Source organism: Streptococcus sp. 27098_8_22 (assembly GCF_041432415.1).
Lineage (GTDB): Bacteria > Bacillota > Bacilli > Lactobacillales > Streptococcaceae > Streptococcus > Streptococcus pseudopneumoniae_M.
Genome location: NZ_JAPVZP010000001.1, coordinates 404,628 through 422,377 on the forward strand (window position 1 = coordinate 404,628; position 17,750 = coordinate 422,377).

Sequence of the window (17,750 nt, forward strand, 5' to 3'; positions counted from 1 at the left end):
TTAAACTAATTTATCTAAGAAACTTTCACCGATCATGGCTTTTTCAACACCAAAGTTCTCTGCAATCGTTGCTGAGATGTCAGCGAAGTGTCCAACTGGAATTAATCCATTGCCTTTAAAGGATGGACTGTATGCTAAAAGTGGAATATATTCACGAGTATGGTCAGTACCAGCATAGGTTGGGTCATTTCCGTGGTCAGCAGTAATCAAAAGAAGATCGTCTTCTCTCATTGCTGCCATAATTTCTGGCAAGCGCTCATCAAACTCATGCAAACAATCACGATAGCCGTGTGGATCACGACGGTGTCCATATAAAGCATCAAAGTCTACCAAGTTTGTGAAGGAGAACCCTTTTTCAAATTCAGGAAGTCCCATAGTCTTCAATAGTGTATCAATTCCATGACTATTTGACTTATTGTGACCCATATCGTGGTTGATACCTGCACCATTGAAGATATCGTTAATCTTACCAACTGCATAGGTATCGATACCAGCTTCGTTCAACTTGTCCAAAACAGTTGGGGCAAATGGAGATACAGCCAAGTCACGACGGTTAGCCGTACGTGTGAAGTTTCCAGGCTCACCAACATATGGACGAGCAATGATACGACCTAGAAGGGCAGGACGCTCAAGGGTAATAGAACGAGCGTATTCACAGATACGGTAGAGTTCATCCAAAGGGATGATGTCTTCATGGGCAGCAATTTGTAAAACAGGGTCAGCTGAAGTATAGATAATCAATTCCCCAGTTTCCATTTGGCGTGGTCCGAAGTCATCGATGACAGCTGTTCCTGAGTATGGTTTGTTGGCTTCACGAATAACCTTACGTCCTGAAAATTCTTCGATTTTAGTAAGGATTTCCTCTGGGAATCCATTCCAGAAAGTATCGAAAGGTTCAGTGATATTAAGCCCCATGATTTCCCAGTGACCTGTCATAGTGTCTTTCCCTAGTGACACTTCCTCAAGTTTAGTGTAGTAACCGCTAGGATTTTCTTCTGCGGGAACGGTTTTAAGTGCTGTCTCACGTTCAATGTTCCCAAGACCAATCTTAGCCATATTCGGTACATTCAAACCTACTGATTTTGAAATGTGTCCAAGCGTGTCTGATGCACCATCAGGAACACCAGCGTTGACAAAGTTATGAGCATCTGGTGCTGCACCGATTCCTACAGAATCGAGTACCACCAAGTGAATACGTTTAAATTTTGACATCATTTGCCTCCTTTATTTCCCTTTTGTTGAAGTTAAAACCTGAACGCCAGCTTGTCCTGCAACGATCACTTTATCAACCATTTGATTAAATAAACCGTGCTCAACAACACCAACCTGAAGATCCAATTGACGACCAAAAGCGATCGGATCTTCAATAACATCTAAATCAAGGTCAATGATGAAATTTTTCATATCCGTCACAAAGCGTTGGCCATCTTTTTCACGAAAACTTGGCTTATAACCAGCTTTTTCAAAACGACGGAAAACCTGTTCTGCTCCGTATTGGACAACTTCGACAGGTAGTTTGAAAGCGCCCAGTTTCTCAACCATCTTGCTCTCATCTACCACCCAGATATACTGTTTAGTTGGTGTCGCAACTACTTTTTCCATTAGAAGTGCACCACCGCCTCCTTTGATACCATTAAACTGACGATCCACCTCATCAGCTCCATCAACAGTCACATCAACCTCATCCACCTCATCAATAGACTTAAGCGGTATATTCAATCCTTGTGCCTGTTTTGTCGTTACGCTCGAGGTCGTTACGGCTGTAATTTGAAGTCCTTCCTCCTTGATTCTACGACCAATCTCCTCTACGAAATAATAGGCAGTCGAGCCTGTTCCAAGTCCTACAACCATTCCATCGGTTACGAACTCAGCAGCCTTGATGCCTGCTATTTTTTTCAGATTTTCCACTTAAACACCTCCAAACAAAAAGCTACTTCTATTATAACATGAATACGCTTTAAATTCATCCTTGTACTAGAAAAACCCGAACATTTTATTTCGGGTTTTGTGATGTTTACTTAACCATATCAGGGTCATAGTCGTAAAATCCAGTATCCAAGAAACGATTTTTGGGATGGAGTTTACGGACTTGCTCGTCCAACAAGAAGGCTTGGTCATGCGTAAAGCTTCCCTCTTGAATCAAGCTACGGGCTTGGATGAAGAGCTTTGCAATCTCAACAAAATCTTGACCTGGAGTATAAAGTCCTTCTAGTTTCCAATGAGTGAAACCATGCTCTACCAACTCTGGCAATTTGGTCATCAGATCGAGGTCGTTATTGGCAAAAATGTGAGTTCCATGATTGTCTTCAAAAATTGAGTAGTGACTATCTGGATCACTAGGCTCTGCTAAGAAGAGGTCGCGTTGACGTGTTTTTTCATCATCAATCTGAGTAAAATTATAGTAATTCTGCAGGAGTGGACGCTTAGAGTGGTGGATGACACTAGCACCGTAAACCAAAACCTCAGCAGGAATTTCCAAAATTTCAGGCATTTTAAAAAGTTCAGCTGATGGAATTTCACGAGCCAATACTGCCTCAGAAGCGCCAGCCTTTTGTCCCCAGAAATTGATCTGACGGCTGCTAGTTACCATCGTTGAGGCATCATAGATGGTTTTAAAAGAATAACCATCACGATTGACAACATAAAAAACACCCGCATCCCCAACAGTAATGTAGTCTGTTTTAATTTCTTCCAAGAAATCAAGGAAGGGCTTGATACGATCCATCATATCTTGGTGCATGAGGGCATTAGCCGCTACAATCAGTTCCTTACCTGCATCATGAACCAGCTCAGCGATGGTTCTCAGTTCATCATAAGAAAAAGTTTTTGGTAGGCGAAGTCCAAAATCTTTCTCACCGACATAGATGCGGTCAACTCCCGCCTCTAGTAATTCTTTTACTTGTTCAATGCTTTCAGCAGTTGCTGTAATAATAATCTTTTCCATAAGAAAAATTATACCACATTTCTGAAAAATCAGCTATTCCCTAAAATGATAAATTTACTTATTCTTTTTGTAACCTTACTGTAATAATTTTTTTCTTGAAAAATGGTAAAATGAAAGAGTACTGTTAAGGAGAGAATCATGCCCGTAAGAAAATATCAACCGTATGAGTTTGAAGAAGAGGAAACTCAAACAACGCTATACCAAGACTATGTTCCAGAAACCACTTCCGTTGCTAGTTTGAAGGAAGTTCTTTTCTTTGTAAACATTGCTTGTTTTTGCGTCTTTTTGGCCTTGTTTAGCTTTATCTTTTTAGCCCTCAAGTTCAATACAGTCTTAGCTTTTAGCCTAGCAATTGCCTTGAGTTTAGCAGCATCAAACGTTCAACGTTCAATGATTAAGAAGAAATTATATTAGATTCAAAAGGTCGGGATTTTTGTCCCGACCTATTTTTTCTACGATAGCTAAAGAGCTGCGACTAGAAAAGCGATACTTGGTCTACCGCTTTCTAAGTCACAGCCTTTTCTTATTTATTTTTACGCTTGGATGGTGTTTGGATAGCGATTTTTACTTCAAAAATCGTACCATGAGGTTTGTTATCTTTGACACTGATGGTCCCTTTAAGAGCATCGACAATCTGTTTGGCTAAGGATAAGCCTAACCCAAAACCACCTTTTTGCCGAGTACGAGCCTTATCAACCCTGTAAAAGCGATCAAAAATTTTCTTTTTATCTACTGCAGAAATACCGATTCCATCATCAGCCACTGACAAATAGAGATTACGCTCTGTCGCAGCGATGACAAAATAAATAACTCCTTCTTCTTCGGTATACTTGACAGCATTGTCAAACAAGATAGTCATCAGTTGCTTAAGAAGAAGTTTGTCTGTTATGATGGTCCGATGGATGCGATTTTCAAAATGAAAAACGCGGTTATTTTCAGATGCGATCATCTCATAGTTGGTAAAGGTTGTGTTAAAGAAGTCTGGCTGTACTTCTCCTAGTTCAGGATTGATACCATCATCGCGACGAGCTAAATTGAGGAGATTGGTTGTTAAAAAGCGCATGTTTCGAACTTCTTCTAAACTAGAAGCAATACTCTCGCTAGATTCCATAATAGTAGCTTCCGGTTTTCGAAAAAGAGTTTCCAAGCGATTTTGAAGAACAGCAAGTGGAGTACGTAGCTCATGACTGGCATTTTCGACAAAACTCTGCTGCTTCTGCATACTTTCAAGCAAGGGTTTGACACTAACGCGAGCAAGATAAAGACTAGCTATGAGTGATAAAATCCAGAAGCTGGCCATGACTACTACGATTAACTGCTCATGATTTTGACTGATTTGCTCTAGCTGACTGGTATTCATCAAAACAGCTGCATACTTAATATTGGTCGAGACAGATTCAATATTCATCTCAGTCAGAATCACTCGATAAATCTCATCCTGCCCATAGCTATTCTGAACATGAAGTTGTCGAATGTGATTCAAATCCTTTTTATTAAATGTAACCCTATCAAGACCTAAAAAGCGATTTCCAGCTACTAGTTGATTTAAACTAGAGTCCAATAAAATTACTTCCGTATTAGAACTGACTGTAGGTTTTTTATCAGAAGCTGGAGTAACATTGGCACTACCTAAATCCTTAACGTCCTCAGTTGCACGATTGACTGCCAATTGAATAACGTCCTGAGGATTTTTGCTCAGTGATAAGAGTTTTTCATCCACCGATGTGTAGAGACTGGAGTGCATAACCTGTAAGATAATCAAGGTCATAGCGGAGAAAATCAGAGTAAATACTCCAAAGTTACGAATAAAGTAACTAAAATCCTCCTCATACCAATTCTTTTTAATTTTTTTAAACATGTTTTAAAATATACCCAACACTACGCAAGGTTTGGAGGTTTTCAGCAAAGACTGAGCCCTTTAATTTCTTACGAACTTTTGATACATAGACTTCTACCACGGAGATGGTTGTGTCACTGTCAAATCCCCACAAACGGTCAAAAATTTGTGTTTTTGGTAAGATAACATTTTGATTTTGGAGGAAATAAACCAAAAGATCAAATTCTTTACCTAATAGTTCAACAACAGTATCATTAACTCTAACCTCATTGGTAGATAGATTAACTGTCAAATCACCATAAGAGAGGGTGTTTTCATTGAATTTGCCAGAACGTTTGAGAAGCGCCTGAATACGCATCTTGAGCTCTTCCAGATAGAATGGTTTGGTTAGATAATCATCAGCCCCAAGCTCAAATCCATGTCCCTTATCATCAAGACTTTCCTTGGCTGTCATGATCAGAACAGGAGTCGAAATGCCTTTTTCACGCAATTCTTTTAAAACTTGGAACCCATTTTTTTCAGGCAACATCAAGTCCAATAGAATCAAATCATAAACGCCACTTTCAGCCTCATAGAGACCTTCTTCACCATCAAAAACCTGCATGACATCCGCAAAATCATCCAGAAAGTCAAAGACTGAATTTGAAAGGCCTAGGTCATCTTCCACTAATAGAATCTTGATCATCAAAAATTCCTCCTTATTATACCTATTATAGCAAAAATATCTTAAAAAAAACTCAACTTCCCTTGTTTTTCCAAGAGAAAGTTGAGTTTTTGTAATCTAGTTAGACTAGAATCTTTTAAGCTTTGCTATATTGAGCAACAGCTGCTTCAACTGCTGCTTTTTCACGCTTGATCAATTCAACGCGTGCTGCGATTTCCTTGATTCCCATACCGATGTTACGGCTAAGAGCTAGGTCAGAAAGTTGTGGCTCAAAGAATTCCTTGTATTCCGCCAAGCGTTGCTCTGTCTTAAATACATGGGCAGGAAGGATAACAAAGCTATCAAAGCTCATATCTCCTCCAAGGGCTGCCTTAATCCAAGCCCAGTTTTCACGCGCCCAAGACCAAGCTGTTTCCTGAGTTGCTTGATGACCTAAGAACTGGAAGTACCAAGCTGACAAGTCTTGTGGTTTTACCACAAATTTGTCCTTCCAAGAAGCAATCAAGATTTGGATATTATCCGCATCTGTACTGTAGGCAAGAGCAGCTGCCAACTGGCGTTTAAAGGCTGCATCTGTCGCATGAGTATAAAGTTCGAGATAGGTTGCGACCAATTCCTTAGTCTCATGATGTTTGATTTCATTGATAAGAACTTGTGAGCGAATAGCTGCTGGAAGTCCTGAAAGATTTTCTTTATGGGATGCGAAGATTTGGCTAGCAACTTGACTGGCTTCCTCGTCATTTGAACGAATCATCATGGAAATTGTTAATTGACGAACCAATTCATCTTCATCAGATTCACCCTCTTTAGCTTCAAAGCCAAGACGGTCATAGTTGTAACGAGCCAGTTTAGCAATAAGGGCTTTAAAGGCTTTTTCTGCCTCTGTTCCTTCATCAATGAAGCGTTCAAGGGCTGTAATAACTTGAGAAACTGCTGAAACAACGAGATAAGATTCTTCTTTAGCCAATTGATCCACTACTGGAAGCAAGTCTGCGTACGAAATGTGCCCTGCTTCAGCAAGCAAACGACGTTCTTGGACGATTTGAAGCTTACTTGTGTTATCAAGTTCTACTAGGTCTGCAAGCACAGCATCAAGTAATTGACCTTGATAGTCTGTAATGTAGTGGGCTGTATTTTCAGTGTTGAGACGAAGGGCTCCTTTGTTTTCAGCAAGAAGCGCAGCATAACCAGGGATTTCGATACTTTCAGTTTCAAGTGTATCAGGCAAACCTTTCCAGTTGCTATTGAGTGGCACTACCCAAAGTCGGTTCTTATCTTCGTGTTCACCGATAAAGAATTGTTTTTGCGAAATCTTCAATACATCATTTTCAACTGTGGCAGTAAGGACTGGATAACCAGGTTGTTCCAACCAAGAATCCATGAAGGCTGCTACATCACGACCAGATGCTTGTCCGAGAGCATTCCAAAGGTCACGACCAATGGTATTTCCGTATTGGTGTTTTTCAAAGTAAGCATGCAAACCTTTGGCAAAATCAGCATCCCCTAACCAACGACGAAGCATGTGCATGAGGCGACTTCCTTTGGCATAGACGATAGCTCCATCAAAGAGCGTATTGATTTCATCTGGGTGTTTGACTTCAACGTGAACAGATTGAACGCCATCCGTCGCATCGCGTTCAAGAGCAAGAGGTACTCCACCTGTTTGGAAATCTTCAAAGATATTCCAACTTGGTTCGATGGCATCCACACAGACGTATTCCATCATGTTCGCGAAGCTTTCATTGAGCCAGAGGTCATCCCACCATTTCATAGTTACAAGGTTACCGAACCATTGGTGAGCAAGCTCGTGAGCAATGACGAGGGCTACTTGTTGACGGCTGGCAAAGGTAGAATTCTCATCAACAACCAAGTAGACTTCACGGTAGGTTACGAGACCCCAGTTTTCCATAGCACCTGCTGAGAAGTCAGGAAGGGCGATATGAAGAGATTGAGGGATTGGATACTTGACTCCGTAGTAGTCTTCGTAAAATTCGATAGAACGAACAGCGATGTCTAATGAGAAATCAAGGTTTGAAAGTGGATGGGCTTTGGTTGAGTAAACACCTACCAAGGTACCATTTTTAGTTGTAGCAGTTACCCCTTGCAAATCACCAGCTACGAAAGCTAGCAAGTAAGAAGACATACGAGGTGTCGTTTCAAACTTCCAGATGCCAGTTTCTTTGCGATTTTCAACGTCAATCTCAGGCATGTTAGACAAGGCAAGTTCGCCTTCTGCTTGGTCAAAACGAAGAGCTAGGTCAAAGGTTGCTTTAGCTTCTGGCTCATCCACACATGGGAAGGCTTCGCGGGCAAAGTGGCTCTCAAACTGAGTCGACAAGACTTCCTTCTTAACACCATCAACTGTGTAGTATGATGGGTAGATTCCTGTCATGTTGTCTGTGATTTTACCTGAAAAAGCAATAACCAATTCAACTAAACCTGCTTCTGCAAGTTCGATATGAAGAGCTTCGTTTTCGTTATCAACTGTAAATGGACGAGCTTGACCTGCTACTTCAACTGAAGCAATTTCCAAATCTTTTTGGTGAAGGGAAATACGGTCAATTTTAGCTTGACCGGTAATGGTTACTTTTCCTGAAAACGTCTTGGTCTCACGACTCAAGTCTAAAAACAAATCATAATGTTCAGGAACAAATGTTTCGATATAATGTTCTACTGCTTGCATCATTTTCTCCTATTCTATATTTCTGAGCAAATGCTCTAGTTCAAACATACCTATTTTATCATATTTTAAGTCAGAAAAAAGCTTTGGACAGTGATTTCCAAAACTTTCTTCCTTCTAGTAGTCTAGAGAGGGTAGACCTTGCGAAATTCTTCCAAAACAACCTTGCTGTCAGGTGTAAAAGTCAGACCTGCTTCTCCTAACCAGTCTTTGAAAAAGTCTTCATGAACCTGACGCCAATAGGCGAGAGATTTGTCACCTTCCCCTTCTTTGAAGGCATGATCAGCTGACACTTGATGGAAAGGCTGAACGGAAACCTTTGTAATTTTAATAATGCAAACAGCTTGATCCTTACTGTCTAAAACAACATCAAAGGTCCCTTCTTGGGGAAGGGGTTCGTCCTCTACTGCGTAGAGGTCGTAAGCTGAGGCAGTTGCTGTTTTTTCGCCTTTTAAAACCAAATCTGCCAAGAGATCGGCTTCTACTCCAAAAGCCCAGGCATCGATTTCATCTCCGATAGAGGGGTTGATTTGCTTGTAGGCATTCCACATTTCTTGAGGTGTCATAGGTTGCTCCTTTGTATTTTTTACTTTCTTCTTTTACACGTTTGAGATGGTCTGGATGGTCAATTTTTAAATTAAAAATCTCTGGAATAGAACTGTAGTGGATTATGCATTTGATATCCATTTGATTCATTTTTTGTATGAAAGAAGGATTCAGATAACCTGCTACAGCGAAATCTATCTTTTTCATCCTTGCTTTATCCTGCATCTGTCTCAGCATTTGTAACATAATGGGACTTTCCATATCATGCCATTGACTATTTCTCACAGTTGCAAAAACAAAAGAAGTCAAATCATTCATTCCCACTACAATCTTTGAAATACCCGTTTCCAGTACCCTGTCCAAGTCAAAATAAGCTGACGGTAATTCAATCATTGTTCCAACTTTTCCAGTAAAACCATGCTGGCGCAATACTCTAATAGCTTGTTTTAACTGTTCAGCATCATTGACAAAAGGAAAAATAACAGACAGATTGGGATTGGTTTGATAAACTTCTGTAACGACATGTGCCTCAGCCTGAAATTCATCCAAACACGCCAGTAAACGCCTAGTTCCTCTATATCCAAATAAGGGGTGGCGTTCGTCAAAATACTCTTTAGTCCCGTCTAGACTATTTGCTTCTGCATTTGTTAACTCTGAAAATCGATACCAGACTTCTTCATCTGAGTATAAATGGCAAATAGTTTCTAAATAATCTTTTACAAATTGCTGACAATTTGGTAATAGTATGTTTTGGTTTATTTCTCTCAACAAGTATTCCCCACGAATCATACCGATATAGTGAAATAGTTGAGGATAAACTTTTTCAACAATTTGTTCTCCACTAAGAGCCAGTTGGTTTCTCATCTTTCACCTTCCAATTCATGTAAGAGGTCTTGTCCAATTCTGGAAATCCTCGTAACTCTGCCTTCACCTTTAATACTAAGGGAGAGGCATTTTCTTCGGTAATCTGCTCGATAGGAAGCCAAATTGCATTTGCTGAATCGTTACTTCCATCAAGAACTTCATGAGGAAGTGATTTTTGAGAACGTTCTAAATCAAGTACGATATCATAAAAGGCCATGATATGATGTACGGCGAAGTCTTGCCCTTCTTCATGAACTAGCACATCATAAATCCTAGGATTGCAATAACGGATAAGCGTATACCCCGTCTCTTCCAGAACTTCTCTCTTGAGGGTTTCTGTCAATCCCTCACCGATTTCCTGACTACCACCTGGTAGGTCAAAGCGATGTTGATAGGGGCCTCTTGTTTTTACAATACAGAGCAGTTTCCCCTCTTGAAGACAGACTCCGTATACCCCAAAGTGTTTTTTGATTTCCATATTCTATTCTTTCTTAAACTCCAAGATTGCTAGCTCACCTTATCCCTTAAAAGGAAAGAGGCTATAGATTTCATGATCCTTGATATACTTCTTCAGTATCTCCATATTCCCTTCAATTTTTGCCTGGATATCTGTCTCTTCACAAGTTGACTCAGTAATAAAGAGGTGAATTTTTAATAAATCTGTCAAGTATAGCAAACGGCGTTCCATTTCCGATTCAGGACTTGAAGCTTGCTCGATTTTTGCAAGCTTTTGCTCCAAGCTATCACCATTCAAAAATCTCTGATGAACTCTCCTTCTTATGTTTTGAGTGGATTCCTCCCCTTGTTCTAATGGAGATAAAAGGAGTTTTTTATAGACGAATAACTGATTTTCTTTTTCTCTTTCCAGATAGGCCAATAAAACTAGAGAGCTATCAACAAAGGTCCAGCTGTTATAATTCCCTTCAAATGGAACTTGTATGATCCTATCTAATAATACCTTAGCCATTTCCTCTTGACCATCCAGATAAAGTAAATAGGCCAGATGATTCAGTGATTCGAGATAACTAACTTGGGTCTTCTTATTCTTTTTTAATATTTTATCTAAATAGGGATGTAGGTCTGGATGATTTTCCACTAGCTCAACTACTTCTGATAGCTTCATCTGAAATCCTTTCTATTCTTTTTTAAAATAATTTAAAGAGATTTTAGTCAACTAATCCAACTCTGCTCTACTGAACAAGTCTTTCATAGATTCGATATCATCACAAAATTCTTTAAATCCTAAAGCGAATTTAGCCAAGGCGTCCACCTTGGAAGAATAGGCACAAAACATACTTCCTTCAGGATCAAAGTCTATTGCATCGCTTAATTCAGGCATTTTTTCCTCCAAAAATACCAAAGCTAGCGATGCCCAATCGTAGCCATTTCCTTCAAATCCCTCCTCTTCTCGAGTGTCAAACACTTCCTGTCTGTATTCTCCATCTGGGTAATAAATAAACGACCCGCGAACATTTTTAGGATCCTCATCATATACAAGCAGGCTAAAAGGGGCAATATTTTCATTTATGTTTTCGTAATCTATCATTTCTTAACTCCTTTTTTTATTATCAATGGAACTGCAACATTCTAGCTTTGTAACTAGGGTTCAAAGGGCATAAAACTATCATGCTGCTGATAATATTTCAAAGCCTCGACCAAGTCTTGGGGACTTGCATCTGGCTTTTCCTCAAGTGCAACCGTGAGAACATCAATCAACTGCTCTCCATAGTAGACTAGCTGGAGATCTTGCTCCACTACATCAGCAGGGTAAATATCACGGTCTTCCACGACATCCGGATAATCTGACATCCAATAGAGCCTATCTAGTGCCAGTTCTCCATCCTCCTTGCCATAGAGGCAAAAATCATCTGAAGTTAGTTGATCCGCTCGCACCTGCTCAATAATCTGCTCTAGTGAAAGTTCTTGGTGTTTCCGCATCCCTTCTCCTTTTTAGTCTCACTCTTCAACAAAGGAATTTAAAAAATCCTCAAAAGATGGCCATTGACTATAGATCTCAGCTTTTTCTTCTAAAACATAGAAATAAACCTTACCATAATCTTCCTCCCTTAGAGAAAGAGCGTAGTTGCCAGATCCAGGATCATAGGCGAAATGGAGAAGATCGGTGGCCTTAAATCCTGCAGGCACAGCCTCATCGTAAAACCAGGTAAGAGACTTCCTTATCTCATCAAGTGAATCAAAGGAATTGAATGGAAAGAGATGATGTTCATCGTGGACACCCCTTACTTGGGGTTGACCACCGTTGTACTTAAGGTAAAAATCCTTCATGGCTTCCGGTAATTTCTTCCCAAGAATCTCCTCAAATTGTAAAAAATCTTCTTTTGAAATCTGTGAATCTGCATCTAGCACTCTAAACATGATTAATTTATTCCTTTTTTACAATTCTTCTTCCAATACCTTATCAATAAAGTCATAGACGTTTGTAGCTACTTTTTGCATTTCTAAGGATCCTAAAGCGCCCAAGTCATTTTCATAAATGCAATCATCAGCATTTTTCTTGATAAAGTAGGCCAAATATCCTTCCTGTCCAATCATAAAGTAATCTGGCTCTACTTCCTCAATCTGATAAGTCTCATTACGCTCCTCTAGATCCTCCTTGGCATACAAACAGATACCTGTATCTCCAATTTCATAGGGGTCAATCTCTTTCCAGTCCGTTAAAAACTGATAGTAGAGATTGGGTAAGACAAATCCAAACTCATCTCTTTTCATAGCTTACCTCCACATATTCACAGAATACCAACTATGCTACTTCAAAGACCATCCACCATCAATCGTCAGGATTTGTCCCTGCATGGCAGATGCCTTCCCACTGGCCAAAAAGAGACTAACTTCAGCCACTTCTTCTGGCTCAATCCAGCGTTTGATAGGTGTTTCACTAGCAACCCAGTCAGCCAATCCACCTGGCTCAAAGTCAGCTGCGGTCATACCCGTCTTGACTGCACCAGGAGCAATCCCAAAGATCTGGATCCCAGCTTCTGCATAGTCTAGAGCCAACTGCTTGGTAAATCCTGCTAAGGCATGTTTAGAAGAGGTATAGGCGTGCCCACCTCCGCCTGCCAGACTTGAAGCAATGGAGCACATATTGATGATAATCCCATGTTTATGTTCCAGCATGTTTGTCAAATAATAGCGGGTCAACTCTACTGGAGTCACATAGTTGATTTCAAAAATCTCTTGGATTTCCTGAGCAGATTGTTCCAATAAGGGTTTATAGTCATCCAAAACTCCAGCTGTATTGCAGAGAACATCCACCTGAGGACACCAATCAAAAATTGGTTCCAAGTCAAGCGTTAAATCACGTTGTAAAAAGTGAAAGTCACCCTGTAAATCAGGATTTTCACCCTGATCCACTCCAAAAACCTGATAACCTTTTTCTAAAAAGAATCGAGCTTGAGCCAGACCAATCCCTGAACTAACACCTGTAATCAGTACACGTTTAGTCATGGACTTCCACCCAATCCGTCGCTAAGACATCACAAGGAGTTGGACTCCACATAGAAAAACCTTCTCCTTCACCAGATACGTTGATGAGGAAATAGGGTGTCACTTCAAGGGCGACACCATTTTGTTCAATGGTATCAAAGAGCTGGACATAGTTTTCAGCTCCACCCCATCCAGTACGTACATATTTCTTTTTCGCCTTTAGTCCAGGCAGGATTTCTTCGAATGTCATGTTTCTCTCCTTTGTTATCTATAAATCTTAATTTCATTATAACAAAAAACCGTTTTCCAACGGCTTTTTGACTGTGATTTTTGAAATTCAAATTCCCCTTACGGCAAATCATTCCCTGCTGCGAGGTAAATCTCATACCATTCTTTTCGAGTTAGGTTGACATTACTTGCTTGGCTTGCTTCTATCAAATGTTTAGGGTTAGTTGTTCCTACTACTGCCTGCATCTTGGATGGATAGCGTAACACCCAAGCGATAGCAATAGCTGATGGGCTCACACCGTATTTTAAGGCTAATCGATTGAGGACTTGGTTTAGTTGTTTGAACTTCTCATTGCCGACAAAATTCCCTTTGAAATATCCAAACTGCAAGACTGACCAGGCTTGAATAACCATGTCGTTTAATTTGCAGTATTCAAAGACGCTACCATCACGCACAGCTGCCTTGTCACCTTCCATATTGACATGGAAACCTGATTCAAATCCTGGCGTGAAAGCTGCGCTTAGTTGTAATTGATTGATAGATAAAGGTTGTTTGACCTCTTTCTTCAGTAATTCCATCATCATAGGATTTTGATTGGACACACCGAAGTCTCTAACTTTACCTGATTTGTGTAGAATTTCAAAAGCTTGAGCCACTTGATCAGCTTCCATCAAAGCATCTGGACGATGGAGAAGCAAGCTATCTAGATAATCAACCTGCAATCTTTTTAGAATCCCGTCTACTGATTCTAAAATATAATCTTTTGAAAAATCAAAATAGGTAAATTCTTCTATGCGAATGCCACACTTGGACTGAATCCACATCTTTTCTCGCAGGTCAGGACGATTATTTAACACTTGACCCAGTAATTCTTCGCAACGACCTCCACCATAGATATCTGCCAAGTCAAAGGCATTGATTCCTACAGATAGGGCTGTTTCAACCAACTCCTCAACCTCTTTAACCGACTTGTCACTGATTCGCATCATGCCTAGAACGATTTCGGACAATTCTCTTTTCTCTTGACCAAATGGAATATATTTCATGGCAATTTCCTCCGTTTTTCTTCATTATAAAGTAGAATGACACTTTTATCAACTGATACCTTACAAAAGAAAAGAACCAGTTTAAACTGGTTCTTTTTAAATCTTAGCCGATCACACTTCCGTTTGGTACAGCTGGATCAACTGTTAGAAGGGTTAATTTGCCATCATGTTCAGCTGAGAGGATCATACCTTGGCTGACATATTTTTTCATCATTTTACGTGGTTTGAGGTTGGCAACGATTTGGACTTTCTTGCCGACCAATTCTTGTTCGTTTGGATAGTATTTTGCAATACCAGAAAGGATTTGACGATCTTCACCATCACCAGCATCCAAGCGGAATTGAAGCAACTTATCAGAACCTTCCACTTTAGACACTTCTTTGACTTCAGCAACACGAATTTCAACCTTATCGAAGTCTTCAAACTTGATTTCTTCCTTGTTAAGTTTGAGTTCAACTTCGTCTGGGTTCCACTCTTTTTCGACAGCTGGCTTGTTGCCTTCCATTTGTTCCTTGATATAGGCGATTTCTTCTTCCATGTCGAGACGTGGGAAGATTGGTGTTCCTTTGGCAACTACTGTTACACCTGCAGGGAAATCAGTCAAGCTCAAGTTTTCAAGGCTAGAAACTTCTGCTAGACCAAGTTGAGTCAAGACTGCACGACTGGTTTCCATCATAAATGGCTCAATCAAGTGAGCTACGACACGAAGGCTAGCTGCCAAGTGGCTCATCACACTTGCTAATTGGTCACGGTGCGCTTCATCCTTAGCCAAGACCCAAGGAGCTGTCTCATCAATATATTTGTTGGTACGTGAGATGAGGGTCCAAACTGCTTCAAGTGCACGTGGATAGTCAACTGCTTCCATGTAAGTATTGTAGTCAGCGATTGATTGTTCTGCCACTTGAGCAAGTTCATTGTCAAAGTCTGTTACACCTTCTACATAGGCAGGGATTTGACCATCAAAGTACTTGTTAATCATTGAAACCGTACGGTTGAGGAGGTTTCCGAGGTCATTTGCCAATTCATAGTTGATACGACCTACATAGTCCTCTGGAGTGAAGGTTCCGTCTGAACCAACTGGAAGGCTACGCATGAGGTAGTAACGAAGTGGATCAAGACCATAGCGTTCTATCAACATTTCAGGATAGACAACATTCCCTTTAGATTTAGACATCTTACCGTCTTTCATGACAAACCAACCATGACCAATCAAACGTTCTGGCAATTTGATATCCAACATCATAAGAAGGATTGGCCAGTAAATTGAGTGGAAACGAAGGATGTCTTTCCCAACCATGTGGAAGACTGTTCCATTCCAGAACTTGTCAAAGTTAGCGTGATCCTCTTGACCGTAACCAAGAGCTGTCACATAATTTAGAAGGGCATCAAACCAAACGTAGACAACGTGTTTTGGATTTGATGGGACTGGTACACCCCATGTAAAGGTTGTACGAGATACTGCTAAATCTTCCAAACCTGGCTCGATAAAGTTTTTCAACATTTCATTGAGACGTCCATCTGGAGTGATGAAGTCAGGATGTGATTTGAAAAATTCGACCAAACGGTCTTGGTATTTGCTGAGGCGAAGGAAGTAAGATTCTTCTGAAACCCATTCAACCTCGTGACCTGATGGAGCGATACCACCCGTCACATTTCCGGCTTCGTCACGGAAAACTTCCGCAAGTTGGCTTTCTGTAAAGAATTCCTCATCGGATACTGAGTACCAGCCAGAGTATTCACCTAGGTAAATGTCATCTTGAGCTAGCAAGCGTTCAAAAACTTGTGCTACTACTTTTTCATGGTAATCGTCTGTGGTACGGATAAATTTATCATATGAGATATCCAGTAGTTGCCAGAGTTCTTTAACACCAACTGCCATTCCGTCAACATAGGCTTGAGGCGTGATGCCAGCTTCTTCTGCTTTTTGTTGAATCTTTTGGCCATGCTCATCAAGACCAGTCAGATAAAAGACATCGTAGCCCATGAGGCGTTTGTAACGTGCTAAGACATCACATGCGATAGTTGTGTAGGCAGAACCGATATGAAGTTTACCAGATGGATAGTAAATCGGTGTTGTAATATAAAAATTCTTTTCAGACATAATATTTCCTTTCCAGGCTAATGAAACCTGTTTTTCTAACACTTCATTATACCACATTTTTAGTGATTTTCGATAGAGAAATCCATACAAAAAACAAGACAGACAAATGTCTATCTCGTTTTTTATCTTTTAAATTATTCATAGCGAAGAGCTTCGATTGGATCGAGCTTAGAGGCTTTATTGGCTGGTAGAACGCCGAATATCATACCGATACTAGCTGAGACCGCTAGACTAAAGAGAGCGATTGGGATGGATACACCAACTTCGATTCCTGCAATCATGTTTTGAAGTAATACGCCTGCAAGCATGGTCACCCCTGCAGCAAGTACAAGGCCGATGATACCACCTAACAAGGTCAAAATCATGGATTCAATCAAGAACTGAACTAGAATATTACCACGTGTGGCTCCTAGTGCTTTGCGTAGACCAATCTCACGGGTACGCTCTGTCACAGAAACAAGCATAATATTCATAACACCAGTACCACCAACAAAGAGGGAAATCCCTGCAATAGCACTAATAATCGTTGTTATGAAGCCAAAGAGTTGTTGAACTTCTTGGAAGGCAGCAGACGCATCTGCAACTTGATATTCCCCTTGTTGAAGACCTGCAATCTCTGTCATTCTTCTTGCCAACTCTGGCCCTAAAGTCTGTGTTAAGCTAGTATCATTGACACGAAAGACAATATTTGAAATCTCATCTGTGTTAAAATTAGCTGCTAAGGAAATATTGGTCGTGATTGGTAGTCCTCCAACACCAAATGTTTTCGCAGCCTTAGCTTCTTTACTTGCATAAACACCAATAACACGGTAACTGATTTCATTTACTTCCACAATCTGATTGAGTGCTTCCTGTGCTGAACCAAAAAGGCTATTGGCAAGCTCTTCATCTAAAATGATCACACTTGCAAAATCTTTATAATCTTGTGCTTTAAGTCCACGACCTGCAATGATTTCATTTTCGACCGCATCCATATAGGTGACATTCCCACCCGTCATGTTAGCGTGTTCGACCTTTTTATCCTTATAAGTCAAGGTCACATTGGCTGAGTTGGTTACGTAATAGCTATCTACTCCCTTGAGCTTTGCAGCTTCCTTAACCCAAGCTTCTTGAGGTTTTGGTGGTTCAACAAAAACTTCTTCTTGACCGCCAGACAAGGTCAGGGCAGATTGTCTTTGTGTAAAGGAACCGTCCTTACTCTTGGTAGGTGAGAAGAAGACATGAATGTCTTTCTGAGACTTGGTCATGTTTTTATTGACCTGGCGAGACATAGAGTCCCCTAAGGCCATGATCACGACAACTGAGGAGACACCGATGATAATACCAATCATGGTGAGGAAGGAACGCATCTTGTGGGCCATGATAGATGAAAAGGCAAATTTCAGATTCTGCATC

At 40.5% G+C, this 17,750-nt stretch carries 20 protein-coding genes; 1 reads left to right on the forward strand and 19 read right to left on the reverse strand.

Annotated features, from left to right (window positions below; all coding sequences use genetic code 11):
- The 3 genes from O3633_RS02055 to O3633_RS02065 all read right to left on the reverse strand — a co-directional run bounded on the left by O3633_RS02055 (position 1) and on the right by O3633_RS02065 (position 2,944).
- A complete protein-coding gene (locus O3633_RS02055; RefSeq protein WP_371620201.1) occupies positions 1-1,212 on the reverse strand; it encodes a phosphopentomutase in 1,212 nt (403 codons plus the stop codon).
- A gap of 12 nt (positions 1,213-1,224) precedes the next feature.
- Positions 1,225-1,908 carry a ribose-5-phosphate isomerase RpiA gene (gene rpiA / locus O3633_RS02060; RefSeq protein WP_371620202.1) on the reverse strand — a complete coding sequence of 228 codons (684 nt, stop codon included), beginning with the start codon at positions 1,906-1,908 and terminating at the stop codon, positions 1,225-1,227.
- A 106-nt stretch (positions 1,909-2,014) separates the two neighbouring features.
- Positions 2,015-2,944, reverse strand: coding sequence for a peptidase U32 family protein (locus tag O3633_RS02065; RefSeq protein ID WP_371620203.1), 930 nt, complete (start codon positions 2,942-2,944; stop codon positions 2,015-2,017).
- A gap of 138 nt (positions 2,945-3,082) precedes the next feature.
- Here O3633_RS02065 and O3633_RS02070 point away from each other — a divergent pair, with 138 nt between their 5' ends.
- On the forward strand, positions 3,083-3,358 hold the full coding sequence (locus O3633_RS02070) for a DUF3270 family protein (RefSeq protein WP_001145234.1): 276 nt from the start codon (positions 3,083-3,085) through the stop codon (positions 3,356-3,358).
- A gap of 109 nt (positions 3,359-3,467) precedes the next feature.
- Here the strand turns inward: O3633_RS02070 and O3633_RS02075 are convergent, their stop codons facing one another.
- The 16 genes from O3633_RS02075 to O3633_RS02150 form a co-directional block, all read right to left on the reverse strand.
- A complete protein-coding gene (locus O3633_RS02075) occupies positions 3,468-4,802 on the reverse strand; it encodes a sensor histidine kinase (RefSeq protein WP_371620204.1) in 1,335 nt (444 codons plus the stop codon).
- Positions 4,795-5,466: a response regulator transcription factor gene (locus O3633_RS02080; protein WP_000590624.1), complete on the reverse strand. Its 672-nt coding sequence runs from the start codon at positions 5,464-5,466 to the stop codon at positions 4,795-4,797. Before O3633_RS02080 ends, O3633_RS02075 begins: the two co-directional genes overlap by 8 nt.
- 115 nt (positions 5,467-5,581) lie before the next feature.
- A complete protein-coding gene (locus tag O3633_RS02085; protein ID WP_371620205.1) occupies positions 5,582-8,128 on the reverse strand; it encodes a M1 family metallopeptidase in 2,547 nt (848 codons plus the stop codon).
- Positions 8,129-8,250: 122 nt separating this feature from the next.
- Positions 8,251-8,691 carry an ASCH domain-containing protein gene (locus tag O3633_RS02090; RefSeq protein WP_371620206.1) on the reverse strand — a complete coding sequence of 147 codons (441 nt, stop codon included), beginning with the start codon at positions 8,689-8,691 and terminating at the stop codon, positions 8,251-8,253.
- Positions 8,633-9,535: a putative PEP-binding protein gene (locus O3633_RS02095; protein ID WP_371620207.1), complete on the reverse strand. Its 903-nt coding sequence runs from the start codon at positions 9,533-9,535 to the stop codon at positions 8,633-8,635. The genes O3633_RS02090 and O3633_RS02095 overlap by 59 nt, the downstream gene beginning before the upstream one ends.
- Positions 9,513-10,013 carry an NUDIX hydrolase gene (locus O3633_RS02100; RefSeq protein ID WP_049530830.1) on the reverse strand — a complete coding sequence of 167 codons (501 nt, stop codon included), beginning with the start codon at positions 10,011-10,013 and terminating at the stop codon, positions 9,513-9,515. The genes O3633_RS02095 and O3633_RS02100 overlap by 23 nt, the downstream gene beginning before the upstream one ends.
- A gap of 39 nt (positions 10,014-10,052) precedes the next feature.
- A complete protein-coding gene (locus O3633_RS02105; RefSeq protein ID WP_049530831.1) occupies positions 10,053-10,658 on the reverse strand; it encodes a DUF6707 family protein in 606 nt (201 codons plus the stop codon).
- A 51-nt stretch (positions 10,659-10,709) separates the two neighbouring features.
- Entirely contained in the window at positions 10,710-11,081 is a 372-nt protein-coding gene (locus tag O3633_RS02110) for an Imm51 family immunity protein (protein ID WP_053092376.1), read from the reverse strand.
- 53 nt (positions 11,082-11,134) lie between these two features.
- Positions 11,135-11,473 (reverse strand): DUF7716 domain-containing protein, encoded by a 339-nt coding sequence (locus tag O3633_RS02115; RefSeq protein ID WP_049530832.1) that lies wholly within the window; start codon positions 11,471-11,473, stop codon positions 11,135-11,137.
- A gap of 18 nt (positions 11,474-11,491) precedes the next feature.
- Complete coding sequence (locus tag O3633_RS02120; RefSeq protein WP_371620208.1) at positions 11,492-11,911, reverse strand: SMI1/KNR4 family protein; 420 nt, start codon at positions 11,909-11,911, stop codon at positions 11,492-11,494.
- Between the two features lie 18 nt (positions 11,912-11,929).
- The gene (locus tag O3633_RS02125; protein WP_371620209.1) at positions 11,930-12,265 is read right to left on the reverse strand and encodes a hypothetical protein; all 336 of its coding nucleotides are present in this window, start codon (positions 12,263-12,265) and stop codon (positions 11,930-11,932) included.
- 36 nt (positions 12,266-12,301) lie between these two features.
- On the reverse strand, positions 12,302-13,000 hold the full coding sequence (locus O3633_RS02130; RefSeq protein WP_371620210.1) for a 3-oxoacyl-ACP reductase: 699 nt from the start codon (positions 12,998-13,000) through the stop codon (positions 12,302-12,304).
- Complete coding sequence (locus O3633_RS02135) at positions 12,993-13,229, reverse strand: DUF2829 domain-containing protein (protein ID WP_000141913.1); 237 nt, start codon at positions 13,227-13,229, stop codon at positions 12,993-12,995. Before O3633_RS02135 ends, O3633_RS02130 begins: the two co-directional genes overlap by 8 nt.
- Before the next feature lie 98 nt (positions 13,230-13,327).
- Positions 13,328-14,254: an aldo/keto reductase gene (locus tag O3633_RS02140; RefSeq protein WP_371620211.1), complete on the reverse strand. Its 927-nt coding sequence runs from the start codon at positions 14,252-14,254 to the stop codon at positions 13,328-13,330.
- Positions 14,255-14,357: 103 nt separating this feature from the next.
- The gene (metG, locus tag O3633_RS02145) at positions 14,358-16,355 is read right to left on the reverse strand and encodes a methionine--tRNA ligase (RefSeq protein WP_371620212.1); all 1,998 of its coding nucleotides are present in this window, start codon (positions 16,353-16,355) and stop codon (positions 14,358-14,360) included.
- 134 nt (positions 16,356-16,489) lie between these two features.
- A complete protein-coding gene (locus O3633_RS02150) occupies positions 16,490-17,749 on the reverse strand; it encodes an ABC transporter permease (protein WP_371620213.1) in 1,260 nt (419 codons plus the stop codon).
- Between the last annotated feature and the right edge of the window lies 1 nt (position 17,750).